19 protein-coding genes are annotated in these 21,497 nt (G+C 71.4%); 8 read left to right on the top strand and 11 right to left on the bottom strand.

Features of this window, described 5'->3' with window-relative positions; translation table 11 throughout:
• Positions 1–76: 76 nt before the first annotated feature.
• Positions 77–1,255 carry an aminoglycoside phosphotransferase family protein gene (locus tag OG758_RS41035; RefSeq protein WP_326714522.1) on the top strand — a complete coding sequence of 393 codons (1,179 nt, stop codon included), beginning with the start codon at positions 77–79 and terminating at the stop codon, positions 1,253–1,255.
• Between the two features lie 71 nt (positions 1,256–1,326).
• Here the strand turns inward: OG758_RS41035 and OG758_RS41030 are convergent, their stop codons facing one another.
• Positions 1,327–1,518 carry a carbohydrate-binding protein gene (locus OG758_RS41030; protein ID WP_326714521.1) on the bottom strand — a complete coding sequence of 64 codons (192 nt, stop codon included), beginning with the start codon at positions 1,516–1,518 and terminating at the stop codon, positions 1,327–1,329.
• 60 nt (positions 1,519–1,578) lie between these two features.
• Here OG758_RS41030 and OG758_RS41025 point away from each other — a divergent pair, with 60 nt between their 5' ends.
• Positions 1,579–1,704 (top strand): hypothetical protein, encoded by a 126-nt coding sequence (locus OG758_RS41025; protein WP_326714520.1) that lies wholly within the window; start codon positions 1,579–1,581, stop codon positions 1,702–1,704.
• A 319-nt stretch (positions 1,705–2,023) separates the two neighbouring features.
• Positions 2,024–4,009: an N-acetylmuramoyl-L-alanine amidase gene (locus OG758_RS41020; RefSeq protein WP_442810381.1), complete on the top strand. Its 1,986-nt coding sequence runs from the start codon at positions 2,024–2,026 to the stop codon at positions 4,007–4,009.
• 68 nt (positions 4,010–4,077) lie between these two features.
• Here OG758_RS41020 and OG758_RS41015 read toward each other — a convergent pair whose 3' ends face one another.
• Positions 4,078–4,575, bottom strand: a complete 498-nt coding sequence (locus OG758_RS41015; RefSeq protein ID WP_266568310.1) for a hypothetical protein — start codon at positions 4,573–4,575, stop codon at positions 4,078–4,080.
• Positions 4,576–4,783: 208 nt separating this feature from the next.
• Positions 4,784–5,407: a CGNR zinc finger domain-containing protein gene (locus OG758_RS41010; protein WP_326714519.1), complete on the bottom strand. Its 624-nt coding sequence runs from the start codon at positions 5,405–5,407 to the stop codon at positions 4,784–4,786.
• Positions 5,408–5,481: 74 nt separating this feature from the next.
• Here OG758_RS41010 and OG758_RS41005 point away from each other — a divergent pair, with 74 nt between their 5' ends.
• Positions 5,482–6,192, top strand: a complete 711-nt coding sequence (locus OG758_RS41005) for a leucine-rich repeat domain-containing protein (RefSeq protein ID WP_326714518.1) — start codon at positions 5,482–5,484, stop codon at positions 6,190–6,192.
• Between the two features lie 15 nt (positions 6,193–6,207).
• Here the strand turns inward: OG758_RS41005 and OG758_RS41000 are convergent, their stop codons facing one another.
• From OG758_RS41000 to OG758_RS40975, 6 genes are all read right to left on the bottom strand, one after another.
• The gene (locus OG758_RS41000) at positions 6,208–7,122 is read right to left on the bottom strand and encodes a universal stress protein (RefSeq protein WP_326714517.1); all 915 of its coding nucleotides are present in this window, start codon (positions 7,120–7,122) and stop codon (positions 6,208–6,210) included.
• Positions 7,123–7,284: 162 nt separating this feature from the next.
• Positions 7,285–7,527, bottom strand: coding sequence for a DUF397 domain-containing protein (locus tag OG758_RS40995; protein WP_116500600.1), 243 nt, complete (start codon positions 7,525–7,527; stop codon positions 7,285–7,287).
• Between the two features lie 82 nt (positions 7,528–7,609).
• The gene (locus tag OG758_RS40990; RefSeq protein ID WP_326714516.1) at positions 7,610–8,797 is read right to left on the bottom strand and encodes a thiolase domain-containing protein; all 1,188 of its coding nucleotides are present in this window, start codon (positions 8,795–8,797) and stop codon (positions 7,610–7,612) included.
• On the bottom strand, positions 8,794–9,840 hold the full coding sequence (locus tag OG758_RS40985) for a thiolase domain-containing protein (protein WP_326714515.1): 1,047 nt from the start codon (positions 9,838–9,840) through the stop codon (positions 8,794–8,796). The genes OG758_RS40990 and OG758_RS40985 overlap by 4 nt, the downstream gene beginning before the upstream one ends.
• Entirely contained in the window at positions 9,841–10,788 is a 948-nt protein-coding gene (locus OG758_RS40980; RefSeq protein WP_326714514.1) for a Zn-ribbon domain-containing OB-fold protein, read from the bottom strand.
• A 28-nt stretch (positions 10,789–10,816) separates the two neighbouring features.
• Positions 10,817–11,653, bottom strand: coding sequence for a crotonase/enoyl-CoA hydratase family protein (locus OG758_RS40975; RefSeq protein WP_326714513.1), 837 nt, complete (start codon positions 11,651–11,653; stop codon positions 10,817–10,819).
• Between the two features lie 196 nt (positions 11,654–11,849).
• Between OG758_RS40975 and OG758_RS40970 the strand changes: the two genes are divergently transcribed.
• The 3 genes from OG758_RS40970 (at position 11,850) to paaK (ending at position 15,829) form a co-directional block, all read left to right on the top strand.
• Positions 11,850–13,466, top strand: a complete 1,617-nt coding sequence (locus OG758_RS40970; RefSeq protein WP_326714512.1) for an acyl-CoA synthetase — start codon at positions 11,850–11,852, stop codon at positions 13,464–13,466.
• A 112-nt stretch (positions 13,467–13,578) separates the two neighbouring features.
• Entirely contained in the window at positions 13,579–14,370 is a 792-nt protein-coding gene (locus tag OG758_RS40965) for a GNAT family N-acetyltransferase (protein ID WP_326714511.1), read from the top strand.
• A 163-nt stretch (positions 14,371–14,533) separates the two neighbouring features.
• Entirely contained in the window at positions 14,534–15,829 is a 1,296-nt protein-coding gene (gene paaK, locus OG758_RS40960) for a phenylacetate--CoA ligase PaaK (protein WP_326714510.1), read from the top strand.
• A 45-nt stretch (positions 15,830–15,874) separates the two neighbouring features.
• Here the strand turns inward: paaK and thrS are convergent, their stop codons facing one another.
• The gene (gene thrS, locus OG758_RS40955; protein WP_326714509.1) at positions 15,875–17,215 is read right to left on the bottom strand and encodes a threonine--tRNA ligase; all 1,341 of its coding nucleotides are present in this window, start codon (positions 17,213–17,215) and stop codon (positions 15,875–15,877) included.
• 196 nt (positions 17,216–17,411) lie between these two features.
• Positions 17,412–18,932 (bottom strand): acyl-CoA synthetase, encoded by a 1,521-nt coding sequence (locus tag OG758_RS40950; protein WP_326714508.1) that lies wholly within the window; start codon positions 18,930–18,932, stop codon positions 17,412–17,414.
• A 140-nt stretch (positions 18,933–19,072) separates the two neighbouring features.
• On the opposite strand from OG758_RS40950, the gene OG758_RS40945 reads away from it, so the two are divergent.
• Positions 19,073–21,490 carry a penicillin acylase family protein gene (locus OG758_RS40945; protein ID WP_326714507.1) on the top strand — a complete coding sequence of 806 codons (2,418 nt, stop codon included), beginning with the start codon at positions 19,073–19,075 and terminating at the stop codon, positions 21,488–21,490.
• The last annotated feature ends 7 nt before the right edge of the window (positions 21,491–21,497 follow it).

Raw genomic sequence — 21,497 nt, 5'->3', positions numbered from 1 at the left:
CTCCCCAGGGTGCACCACGGTTCCCGGGGCGGGTGGCGCAGGCAACTCGCAGGCACACGAAGGGATCTGTTCGCCCATGTACGCAGCATCGTCCTCCGTGTCCGCCCCGCCCCGGCCGCTCTACGCCCGGCCCCCGGCTCGCGGCAACGGCCGCGCCGGGGAGGCCCCACCGGCGGGCGGCGGCCCCTACCTCGACCCCGCGCGACCTGCGACCGCAGCGCTCGGCTCCGGTCGGACAAGGCGCCTCCCGGGGCTCGGCACCCAACCGCTCAGCGGGAGACTCGACTTGTCCGGCCCCCAGGGCGCGCAGCTGCGCACGGCGATCGCCTCGGTGCACCGGATCTGCCCGGAGTTCAATCCGGTGCAGGTACTGCGCCGCAGTGGACGGTCCGTGCTGCTCGTCGGCACCACAGGGCGCAGCACCGCCGTCGCCAAGTGTTTAGTGGACCACTCCCCCGTCTGGGCCGAGCGGATCCGCCATGAGATAGCGGCATACCGCTCGTTCGTCCGGCACCGGCCACCGGTCCGGGTGCCGCGGCTCATCGCCGCGGACCCCGACAACTGCACGCTGGTGATCGAGCGGATGCCCGGCCGGGTCGCCGCCCTGCAGCGGCACCCGGCCGAGGCACCGCCCCGGGCGGACGTGCGGGCCGCGCTCAGCGCGCTCTGCCGGCTCAACCTCTGGCGTCCGCCGGCCGGCACCTTCAACGCGCCGCTCGACTACGCGGACCGGATCTCCCGCTACCACGACCTCGGTCTGCTCACCGACCGGGACATGGGCGATCTGCAGAAGCTGCTGCACGGCATCGCGCACTCGTCGGGCCGCCAGGGCATGGGCCAGTTCTGTCACGGGGACGCGCTGCTCTCGAACATCCTGCTGTCCCCCGCGGGCCCCGTGCTCGTGGACTGGGAGCACGCGGGCTGGTATCTGCCGGGGTACGACCTGGCGACCCTGTGGTCGGTGCTCGGTGACGCGCCGGTGGCGCGGCGCCAGATCAGTCAGCTCGCGCAGTCCGGCGGGCCCGCGGCGCGGGACGCGTTCCTGGTGAACCTGATGCTCGTACTGACACGGGAGATCCGGACGTACGAGACGGCCGTACAGCGTTCGATGCACGACACGACCCCGGCGGCATCGAGCACGGCCCCGCACGGTGCCGCGCCGTCCGGCGAGGAACAGCGGCTGCTGCTGAGGCGGCTGCACGACGACTGCCAGCTGGCCCGCCGGGCCGTGCGTGCGGCGGTCGGCACTCGCTGAGGGGACGGGAATCCGCGGTGCGCCAGGACAGCGGCGCACCGCGGATTCCTGTGTGCGCTTACCGCTGGGGGCTACGGGTTGCTGAACTGCACGGCATCCACGTCGAACGCGTTGTCCTGCGGGGACTTGAACACGAGGGACAGCTTGTCCCTGCCGGTCAGCGCGTCGACCGGGACGGCGGGTGTGGCCTGGTAGGTGTCCCAGTCGCCGGTGTTCGGGACGGGTGCGGTGGCCAGGAGCTTGCCGTCGGGGCGTCCGCGCACCGTCTTCCGCACACCCGCCAGGAGTTGGCCGCTACGGCCGCTCCCACCCGCTGACCACCCATGTCCTGCGCACCGACCCGCACCGGAGCCGACGCTGCCGTGGTCGACGCGGCGATCCTGGCGATCGAGCACGCGCTCTCGCCGGAGCAGATGGACCGGGTCCTCGCGGGCACGTCGCCGCGCTGACCGGGCCGGGCCGACCGCCGGGGAACGCCCGCGCGGTCGATCCCCCGATCAGGTGGAGTACGCGGCTGAGTTCGCGGCGCCCTCCCGCATGCCGAGGCAGCGGCGCCACTCTTTGCGCACAGTCATTGGTCCATTCCACTGACGCGCCGCAGGCGGTGAGGCCTCCCCGGAGAAAGCCCGCCGAACGGGCGCTGACATGGGAAATCCCATGCCCTGAGCATGATTGACGGATCGTCGGCAAGCCGATACCACTGACCCACGATCGCCCCCGCACACCCGTCGAGTCCACATGTCCCAGGACCGTTCCCAGGAGGCCGCTTTGCCCTCGACCACCAGCGACCGCTCGCCGGCCGCCCGCAGACGCACGAACCAGGCGGCCCGGGCGGCGGGGACGCTCGCGACGGCGGCCCTGCTGCTCCCCCTCCTCGGCGCCGCACCTCCGAGCGAGGCCCAGGAGGCGTCGAACGCGGGGCTCCAGCACGCGTTCGCGACCGCGGCGGCCGAGTACCGGGTGCCCCAGAGCGTCCTGCTCGGCGTCTCGTACCTCCAGTCCCGGTGGGACACGCACGGCGGTGCGCCCAGCGTCACCGGCGGCTACGGCCCCATGCACCTCACGGACGCCCGCGCCGCGCTCGCCGGTGTGGCCGCGCACAGCGAGGCCGAGGGCGATCCGCGCGGCGACACGTCACGGCCGGCGCTCGCCCCTAAGACGAAGGTGCCGCAGAACTCCCAACTCCCGGCCCGTCTGAAGTCGTTGACGCGTGCCGCCGAGCTCAGCGGCATCCCCGCCGAACAGCTGCGCTCCGACCCCGCGGCCAATGTGCGCGGCGGCGCCGCCCTGCTCGCCTCGGCACAGAAGGCCCTCGGCAAGCCCCTCAGCTCCGACCCGGCCGACTGGTACGGAGCGATCGCGAAGTTCTCCGGAGCCGACGACACCGCCACGGCCGCGACGTACGCGAACGACGTGTTCGCCGTGATCCACGACGGCGAGCGACGCACCACGGACGCCGGGCAGCGCGTGGAGCTCGCGGCCGACCGCAGCCTGAAGCCCGACGCGGCGCAGGTGCGGAACATGGGGCTGCGGAAGTCCGACGAGAGCGGCACCGAGTGCCCGCCGACCGTGTCGTGCGAGTGGATCCCGGCGCCCTACGAGGAGTTCGGGGACGGCGACTACGGCAACCACGACCTCGCCGACCGGCCGAACGACCAGAGCATCGACTACATCGTCATCCACGACACCGAGGCGACGTGGGACACGACACTTCAGCTGGTCCAGGACAAGACGTATCTGGCCTGGCACTACTCGCTGCGCTCCACGGACGGGCACATCGCCCAGCACGTGAAGGCCAAGGACGTCGGCTGGCACGCGGGCAACTGGTACGTCAACGCCAAGTCCCTGGGCCTGGAGCACGAGGGATTCCTCGCCGAGCCGGATTCCTGGTACACGGAGGAGATGTACCGCGCGTCGTCGCGCCTGGTGAAGTACCTGGCGAAGAAGTACGACATCCCGCTGGACCGGCAGCACATCCTCGGCCATGACAACGTGCCGGGGACGACGACGGCCGGGATCAAGAGCATGCACACGGACCCGGGTCCGTACTGGGACTGGGCGCACTACTTCGCGCTGATGGGCAAGCCGTTCAAGGCGACCGCGGGCCCGAAGGGCGGCCTCGTGACCGTGGCCCCCGACTTCGCCGGGAACAAGCCCGTGTACACGGGCTGCGTCAAGGCGGCCGAGACCTGCGCCACGCACGGCTCCGGCGCCGTACGGGTGTACACCGCGCCCAGCGAGGACGCGCCGCTGATCAAGGACATCGGGCTGCGGCCCGGCGGCGAGGACTCCACTACCGACGTGAACGACACGGGCGCACGCCTGTCGACCGGCCAGCAGTACGCGGTCGCGGAGCGCAAGGGCGACTGGACGGCGGTCTGGTACCTCGGCCAGAAGGCCTGGTTCAAGAACCCGAAGAAGCACCCCACGGCCGTGAACGCGGCGGGCCTGGTCATCGCCCCGAAGGCCGGCCGTACCGACGTCCCGGTGTACGGGCGCGCCTACCCCGAGAAGGAGGCGTACCCGGCGGACATCACCCCGCAGACGGTCTCCCCGCTGCCGTACAAGCTGCTCGCGGGGCAGCGGTACGTCGCGGGTGGCAGGACGACCGCTGAGTACTTCTACTCGCCGACGTTCGACACGACGTCGCACCGGGTGGTGCGCGGCAAGGACGTCTACTACGAGATCCAGTTCGGTCACCGGGTGGCGTATGTGCGGGCCGCCGACGTGCAGGTGCTGCCGTCGGGCGCCTGAGGGCGCATGACTCGGCCGGGCCCGGAACTGCCGTGGGGGCAGGTCCGGGCCCGGCCGGTTTTCGTGGCTCAGCCCTGGAACAGCTCCGGGGGCAGCGGCTTCAGGAGCGCGTAGAGGTCGTCCGTGATGGGCCGGTCCCAGGCCGCGATGGTCACGAGGACGTTGTCACTGCGGTCGAACTGCACGCAGGAGATACGGCTCTCGGAGAGCTTGAGGCGGCGCACGATGAGGAGGTTGTCGCCCTGCATCACCGGGACGTCCTCGGTGCCGACGACGGTGACCTCCTCGTCGTTCTCCAGTGCGAGGAGGAGCTGGGCGACCTCGAAGGGAATCTCGCCCTCGGCGGTCTCGCGGGCCGAGGAGCCCTCGGGCAGGTTCCCGATGATCATCGCGGGGCCGCGGCCGCCGAACAGGTCGTAGCGCAGGAAGACGCCCTGGCAGCTGCCGTCGGGGGCGGGCAGCAGGCCCGCGCCGAGATTGCCCGGCCAGTCGCCCGGGTCCATGGCGAGGACATCGAAGTCAGGACCCGCGGGTGTGGCGGAGCTGCGTCGGCGGAGGAAGGACATGCCGCAATGGTACGTGCACCGGGGCGGTCCGCGGTGCGGGGGCCGCGGCCCCGACGGAGTCCCTGGCGGACCGGCGCGGGCGGTTCCTGGGGCACCGGGGGTTCCCGCCCGCTCGGTCCGGTCTGCTCAGTGGTGTGCAACCGGCCAGGGGCGACGGTCCGGGCGCGCGCCGATGATCTCGCTCAACAGGCTCTCCCCCGCAGCCGGTTCAGTCTCCTACGGCCTCCGCGCGGTGCCGCTCGTGATGCCGGGCGACCCGGGCACGGTTGCCGCAGGACGGCTTGCACCACTCCTGACGGGGATGGTCCTTGAGGAAGTAGCGCACACAACGCGGGGCGTGGCAGGCGCGCAGCCGCTCGCGGTCGTCGCTCGCGAGGAAGCCGACAGCGGCGCGGGCCAGGGCCGCCGTGAGCAGGTCGGAAGCGGGCACCGGGGTGCGTACCTCCTGGCGTACGAGGGGGGTGGCGCCGTCGTCCCAGGTGAGGACGGGGACGGTCGGGGTGAGCGCCGCCGCCGCGTTCAGCCGCCGCACCGCCTCGCTCACGGGGAGCAGCCGGTGGGCGTCCGCCGGGCTCGGGTCGCCGGGGCGCACGGCGTGGGCGAACAGTGCGCGGACGGCGGCCCGCACCTCGCGCACCTCGGTGAGCGCCGCCGCGTCCGCTTCGAACCCGGCGGTGTCCGGCAGCGCCTCGGCGTGCTCCCGCACCCAGGCCGTCAGCGCTTCGGGCCGCCCGAGGTCGTCGGCGACACCGCCGTGCCCGTCGTGGCGGATGGTGAGAGCGAGGTCCAGGGCGAGTGGTGTGGCGTGCGGGCCGGTGCTGATGTCGCGCATGCTGCTAATGATAAGGTCCCACGCATCCATTAGGTCTGTGGGCGGAGGTCCAGATCTCCGAGGGGAGGCCGGCGGTGCTCTCGTACTGGCGGGCGGGTCTGAGCGACGTGCCGGACGAGGTGTGGGACCACCCCCGCCTCGAGGTTCTCCTCCTGCCCGACAACGCGCTCACCCGGATCCCCCACCGCATCGGATCGCTCTCCCAGCTGCACACCCTCGATCTCGGGCACAACCGTCTCACCTCGGTCCCGGACACGCTCGGCGACCTGACGGGCCTGACCCGTTTCCTCTACCTGCACGACAACGAGCTCACCGCGCTCCCGGAATCGCTCGGCAGGCTCTCGCGGCTGGCCTATCTGAACGTCGGCGAGAATCCGCTCGCCGGTCTCCCCGGATCGATCGGCTCGATGACGGGCCTCGTGGAGCTGCGCGCCCAGCACGCCACCCTCACCCGGCTCCCCGAATCGATCGGCGGCCTGGGGGCGCTGCGCGAGCTGTGGCTGCGCGGCAACCGGCTCACCGCCCTCCCCGATTCCGTACGGCACCTGCGTGAGCTGCGGGAACTCGAACTGCGGGAGAACGCCTTCACCGACGTACCCGCATCCCTGCGCGGCCTCCCGCTGCTGCGCCGGCTCGACCTGCGGTCCAATCGGCTGCGCGAGCTCCCCGGCTGGGTCGCCTCGCTGCCCGCGCTGGAGAAGCTGGACCTCAGATGGAACGACCTGCACGTGCCCCCGGCGCTGCTCGAGACACTCACGGCGCGAGGATGCTCGGTCCTGTACTGAGCCACCGACGATCTTCTAGGGCATGTCCTCCGCCACCGGCGGCACCACCGCGACCGGACTCGCCGCGTGCAGCAGCACCGCCATCGTCACCGTGCCGAGCATCGGTGCGGGGCGCGTGAGGCGGCGGCGGTGGCGGCCCACGACAACGAGGCCGGCCTCGCGGGAGTTCTCGACGAGGTGCCCGGCCGCGTCGCCCGGCGCCACGTACAGGTCGACGTCGACGTCGGGGTGCGCCTTGCGGAAGGGCGCCACGGCGGCGTTCACCAGGGTCAGGGTCTCGCTCTCGGCCGCCTCCTGGTCGACGGTCGTGGGCGTGAAGTCGCCGAAGGTCGTCCAGGCGAGCACCGGCCACGGGAACGCCGCGATGACCTGGAGCCGCGCCGCGCGCCGATCGGCCTCCTCGAAGGCGAAGGCGAGGACGGTGTCGTCGGGCTCGTCCACCTCGACGCCGACGACCACACGCGGTCCGGGCGGTACGTCGTTGTCGCCGTGCACGGCTCGTCCGGGCCTGGGCACCACGACGACGGGGCAGGCGGCGTCCCGCGCCGCGGCCACACCGTTCGAACCGAGCAGCAGACTGGCGAAGCCGCCGCGCCCCCGCGAGCCGAGGACCAACAACTGCGCCTCGGAGCCGAGTTCGGCCAGGACGGCCGCCGGGGCGCCCTCCAAGGTCACGTATTCGACCGGTGGCAGATCATCTCGACCGGTCACGGTGGCGCGCACCTCGTCGAGGACCGCGTCGCCCGCGGGCTCCGGCGGGCCGGACGCCAGTACCCCGCGCCGAGTCCAGGGGCCGTACTGGCGTACATGAACGATCCGCGCGGGCGCCCCGCGCCTGCCCGCTTCCGCTAGTGCCCACTCCAGGGCACGCAGGCTGTCTTCGGATCCGTCGACGGCGGCCACGACGGGCAGGGGGCGCGGGGTACTCATGTCCAACCTCCGACACCGGGGCACGGTGTCGACGGGCCCCGGCAAGAGCGACTGTTCCTGCCCCCAGCCTCGCTCACACCGGGACCAAGGGGCAGGGACGAACGTCGCATGTCGTCGGAAAAGCCGGAAACCTCACCTGACCGCGGCTCGGGTCAGGCCCGCTCAGGTCAGGTCGAACTCCCCCTCGCGTGCCCCCAGCACGAAAGCCCCCCATTCCGCGGGCGTGAAGATCAGGGACGGATTCTGGGGACTGCCGCCGTTGCGCATCGCGATGAAGCCTTCGACGAAGGCGATCTGGACGTCGCCCCGCCCCTTGCTGCTCGAATGCCAGTCCGCGGCACTCAGATCGAGGTCCGGCTTGTCCCAACCCGCGAGCGTGTGCTGCTCGATGGTGCTTTCGGCCACGTCCGTGCTCCTCCCGGTTCGTCGTCCGCCCGCCAGCCTAGCGATCGGCCCGCGCGGCGGACAGGCCGCGGCGCCGAGCCGTTCAGGACGTGGGCGGCTGCGCCCCGACGAGCCACATCGAGAAGAACTGCGAGCCGCCCCCGTAGGCATGTCCGAGGACCTTGCGAGCACCGTCGACCTGGTGTTCCCCGGCCTGCCCCCGGACCTGGAGCGCGGCCTCCGCGAAGCGGATCATGCCGGAGGCGCCGATGGGATTGGTGGACAGGACGCCGCCCGACATGTTGACGGGGAGGTCGCCGTCGAGTTCCGTGACGCCCGATTCCGTGAGCTTCCAGCCCCCGCCCTCGTCGGCGAAGCCGAGGTTCTCCAGCCACATCGGCTCGTACCAGGAGAACGGCACGTACATCTCCACGGCGTCGATCTCGCGGCGCGGGTCGCCGATGCCCGCCTGCCGGTAGACGTCGGCGGCACAGTCCTTCCCGGCCTGCGGCGAGACGAAGTCCTTGCCCGCGAACATGGTCGGCTCGCTGCGCATCGCGCCACCGTGCATCCAGGCCGGCGGCTGCGGTGAACGGGCCGCGCCCGCACGGTCGGTGAGGATCATGGCGCACGCGCCGTCGGAGGACGGGCAGGTCTCGGAGTAGCGGACCGGGTCCCACAGCATCGGCGAGGACTGGACCTTCTCCAGGGTGATGCCGTGCTCGTGCAGATGCGCGTAGGGGTTCTTCAGCGCGTTGCGCCGGTCCTTGTACGCGACAAGGGAGCCGACGTGGTCGGGTGCTCCGGTGCGCCGCATGTACGCGCGGACGTGCGGGGCGAAGAAGCCGCCGGCGCCGGCGAGCAGCGGCTGCGTGAAGGGGATCGGAAGGGACAGGCCCCACATCGCGTTGGACTCGGACTGCTTCTCGAAGGCGAGGGTGAGGACGGTCTTGTGGATGCGGGACGCCACGAGGTTGGAGGCGACGAGGGCGGTGGAGCCGCCGACCGAGCCCGCCGTGTGTACCCGGAGCATCGGTTTGCCCACCGCGCCGAGGGCGTCCGCGAGATACAGCTCGGGCATCATGACGCCCTCGAAGAAGTCGGGTGCCTTGCCGATCACCACGGCGTCGATGTCGGCCCACGTCAACTGGGCGTCTTCCAGGGCGCGTTGCGCGGCCTCGCGGACGAGTCCGGCGATCGAGACGTCCTTGCGGGCCGCGACGTGCTTGGTCTGGCCGATGCCGACGACGGCCACGGGTTCCTTGTGCGTGGCGTGCCCCGTACTGCTCATCGGGCGTCTCCTTCCAGGACGGCGACCAGGTTCTGCTGGAGGCAGGGGCCGGAGGTGGCGTGCGCGAGGGCCCGGTCGGACTCACCTCGGTGGATACGGGCGGCGGCCTCGCCGATCCGCAGCAGACCCGCGGCCATGACCGGGTTGGCGGCGAGCGCGCCGCCGGAGGGGTTCACGGCCACGCCGTCGCCCAGCTTCAGCGCCTTGCGCAGGACGACCTCCTGCGAGGTGAACGGGGCGTGCAACTCGGCGGTGTCCACGGGCCGTTCGAAGGCGCCCGCCCGCTCGGCGGCCAGCCGCGTGGACGGGGAGTCGGTGAGGTCGCGTACGCCGAGGCTGTGCGCCTCGATGCGGTGGTCCATGCCGCGGATCCAGGCGGGCCGCTCGCACAGTTCGCGGGCCTTGTCACCGGCGGCCAGGATCACGGCGACGGCGCCGTCGCCGACCGGCGGGCAGTCGCCCTTGCGCAGCGGCTGCACCTCGTAGTCGCCCTGCGGCACCGAGCCCTTCACCTGTGCATGGGAGTTGGACGATGCGGACTCCCGGCTCCGTGCGGCGATCCCGGCGAGCGCGCGCTCGTCGGTCTCGCCCGCGTCGATCAGGGCTTGTGCCTGGAGTGCGGCGAGCGCGACCGAGTCCGGCCACAGCGGGGCCACGTAGTACGGGTCGAGCTGGCGGGTGAGCACATCGCGCACGGAGCCGGGCGAGGACTTGCCGTACGAGTAGACGAGCGCCGTGTCGACCTCGCCGGTGAGGAGCTTGACCCACGCCTCGTACATCGCCCAGGCCCCGTCCATCTCCACGTGGGACTCCGAGATCGGCGGCCAGGCGCCCACGCCGTCGAGGGTCATGGTGAAGGAGAACGCGCGGCCCGCGAGATAGTCGGAGGAGCCGGAGCAGGTGAAGCCGATGTCGCTGGTCTTCAGACCGGTCTGCGCCAGCACTTGGTGCAGCACCGGCATCACCATGTCGACCTCGGAGAGTTCGTCGGTGGTGCGCAGATGGTCGCTCTGCGCGAAGGCGACGATCGCTACCTCTCGCATCTAGACCAGCTCCTTGTACGTGTCGTAGTCGGCGTCCGGTTCGCCGGTGGGCCGGTAGTGGTCGGGATAGCGGCCGCCCTCGGTCCAGACGGGCTCGACCCTGAGGCCCATCCGCACCTGGTCGTAGGGAATGCCGGCGATGCGGCCGTGCAGCGCGAGGTCGGCTCCGTCGAGGGCGATGTGGGCGTAGACGTAGGGCAGTTCGATGTCGAGGTTCTTGGCCTTGACGTTGACGATGCAGAAGGTGGTGACGGTGCCGGCCGGGCCGACCTCGACCCGGTCGGTCGTGGCGACGCCGCAGGTGGGGCAGGCGCCGCGCGGCGGCACGTAGACCTTGCGGCACGACGGGCAGCGTTCGCCGACGGTGCGGCGGCCGGCGAGGGCGTTGATGTAGGCGGTCTGGGCGCGGCCCGGTGAGTACACGTAGTCGAGACGGGCCTCGGCGACGATCCCGCTGACCGCGTCGTCGAACTGCCCGTCGTGCGCGGCGGGTTCGGTATCCGACGCCGCCCCCTCGTACGGCTCGAAGCAGGCGATGTCGGTGATGGCGCCGGTGCGTTCGGTGGCCCAGCGGACGCGGACGCGCATGCCGGTGGTCACGGCGTCGGGGCCGGGTGCGTCGAGGGCGTGCAGGAGGCCGGTGTCCGCGCCGTCGAGCTTGACCAGGACCCAGGCGAAGGGGGCGTCGAGGGGCTGGCCGCGGCGGGGCTCGGGGTTCCAGGCCCAGGTGGTGACTGTGCCGGTGGGCTCAACCTCGACGAGGTCGCGGAGCTCGTCGGCGGTGACGGGGTCGTACTCGACGGGCGGGACCATGACCTTGCCGTCGGTGGTCTTCACGCCGAGGACGGTGCGTTCGCGCAGGCCGGTCAGGAACGCGCTCTGGACGGGGCCGAGCGAGCGGGTGAAGGGGAACTCGACGACGAGCGGGGCTTTGAGGACTTCGGGCACTTCATGACTCCTTGACGGTCGGAGGGCTTCACGCGCGCCGGTAGACGGCGGGACGCTTCTCGGCGAAGGCCCTGGGGCCTTCCTTCGCGTCCTCGGTGGCGAAGATCGGCCAGCCGCGCTCCAGTTCGGACTTGAGGCCGTCGGTCTCGGTCATCTCGGCGGTCTCGTACGCCGAGGCCTTCACCGCCTCCACCGCGAGCGGGCCGCAGGCGTTGACCTGCTCGGCGATCTCCAGGGCCTTGTCGAGCGCGGTGCCGGCCGGGACGACACTGCCGATGAGCCCGATGGAGAGGGCCTCGGCCGCGCTGTAGTGCCTGCCGGTCAGCAGCATCTCCAGGGCGTGGGTGCGCGGGATCTGCCGCTGGAGCCGCACCGTGGAACCGCCGATCGGGAAGAGGCCGCGCTTGACCTCGGAGAGGCCGAAGGTCGCGGTCTCGGCGGCGACGCGGATGTCGGTGCCCTGGAGGATCTCCGTGCCGCCGGCCACGCAGTAGCCCTCGACAGCGGCGATCACGGGTTTGCGGGGGCGGTGATGGCGCAGCATCGCCTTCCAGTGCAGATCGGGGTCGGCCTTGAGCCGGTCCCGGTACTGCTCGCCCTCCATCCCCTTGCCGGCCAGGGCCTTGAGGTCCATGCCCGCGCAGAACGTGCCGCCCGCGCCGGTCAGGACGACCGACCGGACCGAGTCGTCCTCGTCGGCGGCGACCCATCCGTCGTAGAGGCCGACCAGCATCGGCAGGGAGAGCGCGTTCCTGGCCTCGGGCCTGTTGAGGGTGAGTACGAGGGTGGCGCCCTCGCGCCGCACCGTGAGGTGTTCCGTCCCGTGACCCGCCCCGTGTCCCGCGTCGTGTTCCGTGCCACCCATGGCCGTGCTCCCGTCTCGGATGCGTCTCGGCTGCCGCGTACGTCTCGGATGCGAGAACAGGTTGCAGTAGGCGGGTGCCCAGTTCAAGAGTTTTCTGACAGACAGTCAGATTTCTTGTGCGGGAGCCCTTCCCTGTTCCCTGCGGCTCTGCTGAGATGACGGCCACATCGAGATGGCGCCTGGGTCAGGAGGAGCGGTGGAGTACAACCTTGCCGACCTGTTCGAGTCGGTCGTCGACGTGGTCCCGGACCGCGAGGCGCTCGTGCACATCGACCATCCCGGCACGGGCGCGGAGCGCCGGCTCACCTATGCCGGACTCGACGCGGCGGCCAACCGCCTCGCCCACCATCTGATCGACAGCGGGATCCGCCCCGGCGAACACCTGGGCCTGCACCTCTACAACGGCATCGAGTACCTCCAGACGGTGCTGGCCTGCCTCAAGGCACGGATCGTCCCCGTCAATGTCAACTACCGCTACGTGGAAGAGGAGCTGGTCTACCTCTACCGCGACGCGGACCTCGCGGCGCTCGTCTTCGACGCCGAGTTCACCGAACGCGTCGCGGCCGCGCTCCCGCAGACGGAGAAGCTGCGCCACCTCGTGCGCGTGGGGACCGCGCCGGCCGGCGCGCCGCCCGTCAAGGCCGTGGACTTCACGGAGGCGGTGGCCGCGGGCTCGCCGGCGCGCGGCTTCGGGCCGCGCTCGGCCGACGACCTCTTCATCATCTACACCGGCGGCACGACCGGCATGCCCAAGGGCGTGATGTGGCGCCAGGAGGACCTGTTCTTCTCGGGGCTCGGCGGCGGCGCCCCGACGGGCGAGCCGGTGAGCAGGCCGGAGGAGCTGTCCGAACGCGTCGCGGCCGGCGGCGACGGGATCACCTTCTTCCCCACGCCTCCCCTGATGCACGGCACCTCCACCCTCACCGCCTTCATCGGCTTCAATTTCGGCCAACGCCTCGTCATCCACACGAAGTTCGTGCCCGAAGAGGTCCTGCGCACAGTCGAGAAGGAGAAGGTGACGAGCATGTCGCTCGTCGGGGACGCGATGCTGCGGCCCCTGATCGACGCGCTGAACGGGCCCATGAAGGGCACGGACTGCTCATCGATGTTCAGCGTCTCGTCGTCGGGCGCGATCATGTCGGAGACGGTGCGCGCGCAGTTCCAGGCGCTCGTCCCGAACGTGATGCTCCTGAACAACTTCGGCTCCTCCGAGTCCGGCTTCAACGGCACGGCGACGGACGACTCGGGCCCGGAGAAGGGCTTCCGCCTCCGGGTCAACTCCCGTACACAGGTGGTCGATCCGGCGACGTACGAGCCGATCGCTCCCGGAGAGCCGGGCCGCATCGCCCAGCGCGGGCACGTCCCGCTCGGCTACTACAACGACCCCGCGAAGACGGCCGAGACGTTCTTCCAGAAGGGCGACGAGCGGTGGGTGCTGCTCGGGGACATGGCCACGGTCGACGAGGAGGGCATCGTCACCGTCCTCGGGCGCGGTTCGCAGTGCATCAACACGGGCGGCGAGAAGGTGTATCCGGAAGAGGTCGAGCAGGCCCTCAAGTCCCATCCGGACGTGTACGACGCGCTGGTCGCCGGAGTGCCCGACGCGAAGTGGGGCAACCATGTCGCCGCCGTGGTCCAGCTGCGCGACGGCGCGGCAACGCCCTCGCTCGACGACATCCAGACCCACTGCCGCACCCGCCTCGCGGGCTACAAGATCCCCCGCCAGCTCGTCCTGACCGACCGCATCCAGCGCTCACCCAGCGGCAAGGCGGACTACCGGTGGGCGCGGGCGGTGGCGGCGGACGGCTCGTGACGGGACACGACGACGATCGCAACGGACACGGCAAGCGCTCCTGGCGCGAGGCACCGGCGTACCGGGGCACAAACCATTTGCCGCACCGCCGCGCCGGTGCTGGAGTGGCTGGATGGATCATCAAGCGGTGTTGACCCGGTTCGACCGGCAGATAAGGCGGGACGCAGAGCCCGACGGCCCCGGCGCGCGGGTCGAGCGGGCGGGCGGCGTGGTGCGGCTGACCGGCGCCGAGGGCAGTTCCTGGAACGGCGTCGTGTGGTCGGACCTCGACGAGAGCTCGGCGGACGCGGCGATCGCCGCCCAGGTACGACATTTCACCGAGCTCGGACGCGAATTCGAGTGGAAGCTGTACGGGCACGACCTGCCGCACGACCTTCCGCAGCGACTCACGGCCGCCGGATTCGTCGCCGAGCCCGTGGAGACCCTCCTGGTCGCCGAGGTCGCGGCCCTGCCGACGGACGTCCCGCCCCCCGAAGGAATCCGGCTGCTCCCCGTCACCGACGAGACGGGCGTCGACCTCATGTCGCAGGTGCACGACAAGGCCTTCGGCAGGAGTCTCGGCCTCACCTGCCACCAGCTCCTCGCCCAGCTCGCCGAGGACCCGGGCGCCGTGCCCGCGGTGCTCGCGCTGGCCGGGGACGAGCCGGTGAGCGCGGCCCGCATGGAGACGCACCCAGGGACGGACTTCGCGAGTCTGTGGGGCGGCGGCACGGTCGCCGAGTGGCGCGGGCGCGGGATCTACCGCAGTCTCGTCGCGTTCCGTACCCGCATCGCCGCCGAGCGTGGCTACCGCTACCTCCAGGTCGACGCCTCCACCATGAGCCGCCCGATCCTGGAGCGCCTCGGCTTCACGGCTCTGAGCACCACGACTCCATACGTCCACCGGGCCGCCGGGGGCGCCTGACGCCACCCGGCGGAGATTGAGTCCGTCCCGCCCCTTGACGCCTGCCCCCACCCCTTGAATTACTGACCCTGAACGGATCAACCGAATGATCGGTCGGCCGATTCGCCCATTATGTGGATCCGGGTGGACGGTCGGCCCTCAGGGCTCGGGAGTGCGGTCGACGATGACAGAACTGCTGGACGCGGGGGAACAGCTCGGCCCCGAGCAGCTGCACGCACAGCAGCTGGAGCGGCTGCGGGCGACACTGCGCCGCGTGTACGAGCGGGTGCCGTTCTACCGCGCGTCCTTCGACAAGGCGGGCGTGCACCCGGACGACTGCCGCTCGCTCGCCGACCTGGCCCGCTTCCCGTTCACCACGAAGACCGACCTGCGGGACAACTACCCCTTCGGGATGTTCGCCGTGCCGGAGACGGATGTGCGCCGGCTGCACGCGTCCAGCGGGACCACGGGCCTGCCCACCGTCGTCGGCTACACGGAGAACGACCTCTCCATGTGGGCCGACATGGTGGCGCGCTCCCTGCGCGCGGCGGGCGCCCGGCCCGGCCACAAGATCCACGTCGCGTACGGATACGGCCTGTTCACGGGCGGGCTCGGCGCGCACTACGGTGCCGAGCGGCTCGGCTGCACGGTCATTCCCGCGTCCGGCGGCATGACCGCCCGCCAGGTGCGGCTGATCCAGGACTTCCGCCCCGAGGTCATCATGGTCACCCCCTCGTACATGCTGACGATCCTCGACGAGTTCGAGCGCCAGGGCGTCGACCCGCGCAGCACGTCCCTCAAGGTCGGGGTCTTCGGCGCCGAACCCTGGACCGAGGAGATGCGCCGCGAGATCGAGGAGCGCTTCGCCATCGACGCCGTCGACATCTACGGCCTGTCGGAGGTGATGGGACCGGGCGTCGCCCAGGAGTGCGTCGAGACGAAGGACGGGCTGCACATCTGGGAGGACCAGTTCTATCCGGAGGTCGTCGACCCGATCACCGGTGAGGTCCTGCCGGACGGTGAGCAGGGCGAGCTGGTGTTCACCTCGCTCACCAAGGAGGCCATGCCCGTGATCCGCTACCGGACACGGGACCTGACCCGGCTCCTGCCCGGCACGGCCCGCCCCTCCTTCCGCCGCATGGAGAAGGTGACGGGCCGCAGCGACGACATGGTGATCCTGCGCGGCGTGAACCTCTTCCCGACCCAGGTCGAGGAGATCGTCCTGCGCACGCCGGGGGTCGCCCCGCACTTCCAGCTCCGGCTGACCCGCGAGGGGCGCATGGACGCCCTGACGGTACGCGCGGAGGCCCGCGCGGACGCGACCGCTTCCGAGCGCGACGCGGCGGCCCGCGCCATCGCGACCGGCGTGAAGGACGGCATCGGTGTCTCGGTGACCGTGGAGGTCGTGGACCCGGAGACGCTGGAGCGGTCGGTGGGCAAGATCAAGCGCATCGTGGACCTGCGGCGGCGGGAGGCGTAGGTCGTACGGCGGGGCCGGCACGCCGGCCCCGCCGGGCCGCCTTCGTCAGCTCGCGTCGTCCCACAGGTCGTGCGCGTACCCGTCGACGACCGCCCCGATCCTGGCGAGCGCCTCCTCGGCGGGCAGCGGTGCGGGGCGGCGGCCGTCGCGCAGGCGCAGCGCGACCCGGCCGTCCACCGCCTCTCTCGCACCGATGACCGCCTCGTACGGCACGAGCCGGGCCTCCCGGACGCGGGCGCCCAGGGTGCCGCGCTCGGGGCCCGCGACCTCGGCCCGCAGCCCGAGCTCGGCGCACCGGCGCGCGAGCGCGTCGGCGTGCGGCAGCTCGGCGTCCGAGATCGGCAGGATCGCCACCTGGGTCGGGGCGAGCCACGCCGGGAAGGCGCCGCCGTGCTGCTCGATGAGGTGCGCGACGGCCCGCTCCACGCTGCCGATGATGCTGCGATGGACCATCACCGGACGGTGTTTCGCCCCGTCCGGGCCGATGTAGTGCAGATCGAAACGCTCGGGCTGGTGGAAGTCGACCTGGACGGTGGACAGGGTCGACTCGCGCCCCGCACCGTCGGCGACCTGGACGTCGATCTTGGGCCCGTAGAACGCGGCCTCGCCCTCGGCCGCCTCGTACGGCAGACCCGACCGGTCGAGGACCTCGGTGAGCAGCGCGGCGGAGCGCTGCCACATTTCGGGGGCGGCGACGTACTTGCCGCCCGGCCCCGGCAGCGAGAGCCGGTAGCGCGCCGGGGTGATGCCCAGCGCCTCGTAGGCCCTGCGGATCATCTCCAGGGCCGCCAGCGCCTCGCCGGCCACCTGGTCGAGGGTGCAGAAGATGTGCGCGTCGTTGAGCTGGATGGCCCGCACGCGGGTCAGGCCGCCGAGCACACCCGACAGCTCGGAGCGGTACATGCCGCCCAACTCCGCCATGCGCAGGGGCAGTTCGCGGTAGCTGTGGGAGCGGGAACGGTAGATCACGGCGTGATGGGGACAGAGGCTGGGCCGCAGGACGACCTGCTCGCCGCCCAGGTCCATCGGGGGAAACATGTCGTCGCTGTAGTGCGACCAGTGCCCCGAGATCTCGTACAGCTCGCGCTTGCCGAGGACCGGCGAGTACACGTGCCGGTAGCCGGCCCGCCGCTCAGCGGTGCGGATGTACTCCTCCAGGGTGTGCCGGACAGCCGCGCCGTCGGGCAGCCAGTAGGGCAGACCCGCGCCGATCAGCGGGTCGGTGTCGAAGAGGCCGAGCTCACGACCGAGCTTGCGGTGGTCGTGCTTCGACCGCTCGTGCTGCGGGTGTTCCTGACTGAGCTGCTCGTGCTTCTGCCGGTCCTGCTTCTGCTGCTCGTGCTTCTGCGGGTCCTGCTTCTGCTGCTCGTGCTTCTGTTGGTTCATTTCGGGATCCCTCGCGGTCGTCGGGCGAGTGGTCCCATGGCGAAGCCCCGGGGCACTCGCCCCGGGGCTTCGGACAAACACAGCTGTCAGCGCGCCGGGACACTCTCCGGCGTCGTCGTCCTGGCAGCAGCGCGTCGCTTCATGCCCGGACCGTAACAGGGCCCCGGCCAGGTCCGCGCGTCATTTTCCGACGGGCTCAGTCCGCCGTACTGAACCGGTCCCGCAGCTCCCGCTTGAGGATCTTGCCGCTGGCGTTGCGCGGGAGTTCGTCCACGAAGACGATCCGCTTGGGCGCCTTGAAGTGGGCGAGCTTCTCGCGTGCGTGGTCGATGAGTTCCGTCTCGGTGACCTCGCCGGCGCGGACGACGACGGCCGTGACGGCCTCGATCCAGCGCTCGTCGGGCAGTCCGATGACGGCGGTCTCGGCCACCTGCGGGTGGGTGTAGAGCGCGTCCTCGACCTGCCGTGAGGCGACGAGCACTCCCCCGGAGTTGATGACGTCCTTCACGCGGTCGACAACGGTGAAGTAGCCCTCGCCGTCGCGCACCGCGAGGTCCCCCGAGCGGAACCAGCCGTCGCGGAAGGCCGCCTCGGTCTCCTGGGGCTTGTCCCAGTAGCCGTCGCACAACTGCGGTGAACGGTAGATCACTTCACCGGCGGTGCCGTCGGGCACTTCCTTGCCGTCCTCGTCGACGACCCGTGCCTCGACGAACAGGACGGGCCGCCCGCAGGAGTCCATGCGGCCCTCGTGCTCGTCGGGCCCGAGGACGGTGGCGAGCGGTCCGATCTCGCTCTGGCCGAAGCAGTTGTAGAAGGCGAGTCCGGGCAGGTGCGCGCGGAGCCGTTCCAGGACCGGTACCGGCATGATCGATGCGCCGTAGAAGGCCTTGCGCAGGCCGCTCAGGTCCCGGGTCGCGAAGTCAGGGTGCTGCGAGAGCGCGATCCAGACGGTGGGCGGCGCAAAGAGGCTGTCGGCGTCACCCGCCTCGACGAGGTCGAAGATCGTCGCGGCGTCCGGCGCGTCGAGGATCGTGTTCTGCGCGCCGACGGCGAGGTACGGCAGCAGGAACACGTGCATCTGCGCCGAGTGGTAGAGCGGCAGGGAGTGGACGGGCCGGTCCGTCTGCGTGAGGCCGAGGGCGTGGATCGCGCTGACGTACTCGTGGACGAGCGCCCGGTGCGACATCATCGCGCCCTTGGGCAGCGCGGTGGTGCCGGAGGTGTACAGGAGTTGCACCAGGTCGTCGGCGTCGGGCTGCGGTCCGTCGTAGGGCTCGGCGGACGGGATCCGGGCGAGCAGGGAGTCGTCCGCGTCGCGCAGGGCCAGGGTGCGCACGCCCGCGGGGAGCCGGTCCGCCAGGTCGGGGTCGGTCAGTACGAGCGCGCAGCCCGACTGGCCGACGATGTAGGAGAGGTCTTCTCCCGTGAGGTTCTGGTTGACCGGCACGTGCACGAGTCCGGCGCGTGAACAGGCCAGGAAGCCGAGCAGGTAGGCGTCCGAGTTGTGCCCATAGGCGCCGACGCGGTCCCCTCGTCCGAGCCCTAGGCCTCGCAGTACGCCGGCCGCGCGCGAGACGGCCGCGTCGAGTTCGGCGTACGTCCATGTGCGCGGGCCGTAGCGGACGGCGACGCGCTCGGGGGTGCGCCGTGCGCTGCGGCGCAGCGTCCCGTCGACCGTGCTGGCGCGTACGTCTTGTTCATCCCGGACACCCGTCATGGCGCGATCCTGTGCCCCGGCCGACACGAAATCAAGGCCGGTGACGCGCGTCGCGCGAAGGCCGCACCGGACGCCGCCCTTCCGGGCATACCGGTTGGTACGCTCAACCGCCCCTTCCCTCAGTCCAGTTGGGAGGCACGATGCGCACCCGCCCGAGACGTCTCGCGGTCATCGGTTTCGCCCTGTTGACCGCGTTGAGCACCACGGCCTCACTCCCGTCGGCGGCCGCCGACGGCCACGGCCGGCCCGAGCGCCACCCGCACGGCGGCGGCCTGTCCGCCACTATCCGCTACACCGAGTACGGCATTCCGCATATCGTCGCCAAGGACTACGCGGGCCTAGGCTTCGGCACCGGGTGGGCGCAGGCGGCCGACCAGGTGTGCGCGCTCGCCGACGGATTCGCCACCGTGCGCGGCGAGCGCTCCCGCTACTTCGGGCCCGACGCGGCCCCCGACGGCTCCTTGTCGTCCGCCACGAAAAACGTCTCCAGCGACCTCTACTTCCGGGGTGTCCGTGAGGCGGGCACCGTGGAGAAGCTCCTCGCCGAGCCGGCGCCCGCGGGCCCGAGCCGCGAGGTGAAGGAGACGATGCGGGGCTTCGCCGCCGGATACAACGCGTGGCTGAAGCAGAACCGGATCACCGACCCCGCCTGCAAGGGCGCGGACTGGGTGCGCCCGGTGACGACCCTGGACGTCGCGGCACACGGCTTCGCGCTCGCCGTGCTCGGCGGACAGGGCCGCGGCGTGGACGGCATCACGGCCACACAGCCACCTTCCGCGGGGGCCCCTGCCCGCACGCCCGACAAGGCCACGACGGCCGCGGCCGCCAAGGAGCTGTTCTCGAGCGAGGACGCCGACATGGGGTCCAACGCCGTCGCGTTCAGCGGCGCCACCACGGCGAACGGCCGCGGTCTGCTCCTCGGCAACCCGCACTACCCCTGGCAGGGCGGCCGCCGCTTCTGGCAGTCACAGCAGACGATTCCCGGTGAACTGAACGTCTCCGGCGGCTCGCTCCTCGGCTCGACGACGATCTCGATCGGGCACAACTCCCGTATCGCCTGGAGCCACACCGTCGCGACGGGCGTGACGCTCAATCTCCACCAGTTGACACTGGAGCCTGCCGACCCGACCTCGTATCTCGTGGACGGCAAGCCGGAGAGGATGACGAAGCGGACCGTGAGTGTCGCGGTGAAGGACGGCGCGCCGGTCACCCGCACCCAGTGGTGGACGCGGTACGGGCCGATCGTGAACTCGCTGGGCGCCTCGCTGCCACTGCCCTGGACGGCCACGACGGCCTTTGCGCTGGGCGACCCGAACGCCCTGAACCTGCGTGCCTCCGACACGGCGCTCGGGTTCAGCAAGGCACGCTCCACCGACGACGTGCTGCGCTCGCTGAAGCGCACGCAGGGACTTCCCTGGGTGAACACGATCGCCGCCGACGCGTCCGGGCACTCGCTGTTCGCTCAGGCGCAGGTGCTGCCCCGGATCACCGACGACCTGGCCGCGCGCTGCTCGACGCCGCTCGGCAAGGTGACGTATCCGGCGTCCGGCGTCGCCGTCCTGGACGGCTCGCGCGGCGACTGCGCGCTCGGCTCCGACAAGGACGCCGTGCAACCGGGCATCTTCGGACCGTCGAGGATGCCGGTCCTCAAGGACGCGCCCTACGTGGAGAACTCGAACGACAGCGCCTGGCTGGCCAACGCCGACCGGCCGCTGACGGGGTACGAGCGGGTCTTCGGGACGGTCGGCACGCAACGGTCGATGCGGACGCGCGGCGGCGTCGAGGACGTCTCGGCGATGGCGGGTCGCGGCGCTCTCACCGTCCCCGACCTTCAGCGTCAGCAGTTCGCCGACCGGGTGCCCGCGGCGGATCTGGCGGCGGCGGACACGGCGCGCGCGTGCGCCGCACTGCCGTCCGGCATGGCAACAGACAGTGACGGAAAGGCCGTTGACGTGAGCCAGGCATGCGGTGTGCTCCAGAAGTGGGACCACACGATGCGCACATCGAGCCGTGGCGCACTGCTCTTCGACCGGTTCTGGCGCAAGCTCACGGCGGCCGTGCCGAACGACAAGCTGTGGAAGGTGCCGTTCTCGGCCGCCGACCCGGTGCGCACGCCGAACACGCTGAACACGCAGGCGCCGGGCTTCGCGACGGCACTCGCCGACGCGGTGGGCGAACTGCGGTCGGCCGGGATCGCCCTGGACGACCCGCTCGGAGCGCACCAGTTCGTCGTACGCGGCGGCAAGCGCATCCCCGTCCACGGCGGCACGGAGTCCCTCGGTGTGTGGAACAAGGTCGAGACGGTGTGGGACGCGAAGGCGGGCGGATACACGGAGGTCGTCCACGGGTCGAGCTACATCCAGGCGGTCGGCTGGAACGGCGGCGGCTGCCCGGTGGCCCGCACCCTGCTGACGTACTCCCAGTCCTCGAACCCCAACTCGCCCCACTCCAGCGACCAGACGCACCTGTTCTCGGACGGGCAGTGGGTGACCTCGCGCTTCTGCGAGAAGGACATCCTCAAGTCACCGGCGCTGAAGGTGGTGCGGGTGCACGACTGAACGACGG

It is taken from the genome of Streptomyces sp. NBC_01474 (assembly GCF_035918215.1).
In the GTDB taxonomy this organism is placed as follows: Bacteria; Actinomycetota; Actinomycetes; order Streptomycetales; family Streptomycetaceae; genus Streptomyces; species Streptomyces aureus.
This window is presented reverse-complemented; position numbering and strand designations above follow the sequence as displayed.

Bases quoted from the DNA above. Each gene is read 5' to 3' on its own strand.
- OG758_RS40975 (WP_326714513.1), bottom strand. From the start codon at position 11,653: ATGGGTGGCACGGAACACGACGCGGGACACGGGGCGGGTCACGGGACG.
- OG758_RS41000 (WP_326714517.1), bottom strand. From the start codon at position 7,122: ATGAGTACCCCGCGCCCCCTGCCCGTCGTGGCCGCCGTCGACGGATCC.
- OG758_RS40945 (WP_326714507.1), top strand. From the start codon at position 19,073: ATGCGCACCCGCCCGAGACGTCTCGCGGTCATCGGTTTCGCCCTGTTG.
- paaK (WP_326714510.1), top strand. From the start codon at position 14,534: ATGACAGAACTGCTGGACGCGGGGGAACAGCTCGGCCCCGAGCAGCTG.
- OG758_RS40950 (WP_326714508.1), bottom strand. From the start codon at position 18,932: ATGACGGGTGTCCGGGATGAACAAGACGTACGCGCCAGCACGGTCGAC.
- OG758_RS40990 (WP_326714516.1), bottom strand. From the start codon at position 8,797: ATGAGCAGTACGGGGCACGCCACGCACAAGGAACCCGTGGCCGTCGTC.
- OG758_RS40985 (WP_326714515.1), bottom strand. From the start codon at position 9,840: ATGCGAGAGGTAGCGATCGTCGCCTTCGCGCAGAGCGACCATCTGCGC.
- OG758_RS41010 (WP_326714519.1), bottom strand. From the start codon at position 5,407: ATGCGCGACATCAGCACCGGCCCGCACGCCACACCACTCGCCCTGGAC.
- OG758_RS41015 (WP_266568310.1), bottom strand. From the start codon at position 4,575: ATGTCCTTCCTCCGCCGACGCAGCTCCGCCACACCCGCGGGTCCTGAC.
- thrS (WP_326714509.1), bottom strand. From the start codon at position 17,215: ATGAACCAACAGAAGCACGAGCAGCAGAAGCAGGACCCGCAGAAGCAC.
- OG758_RS40965 (WP_326714511.1), top strand. From the start codon at position 13,579: ATGGATCATCAAGCGGTGTTGACCCGGTTCGACCGGCAGATAAGGCGG.
- OG758_RS41025 (WP_326714520.1), top strand. From the start codon at position 1,579: ATGTCCTGCGCACCGACCCGCACCGGAGCCGACGCTGCCGTGGTCGAC.
- OG758_RS41035 (WP_326714522.1), top strand. From the start codon at position 77: ATGTACGCAGCATCGTCCTCCGTGTCCGCCCCGCCCCGGCCGCTCTAC.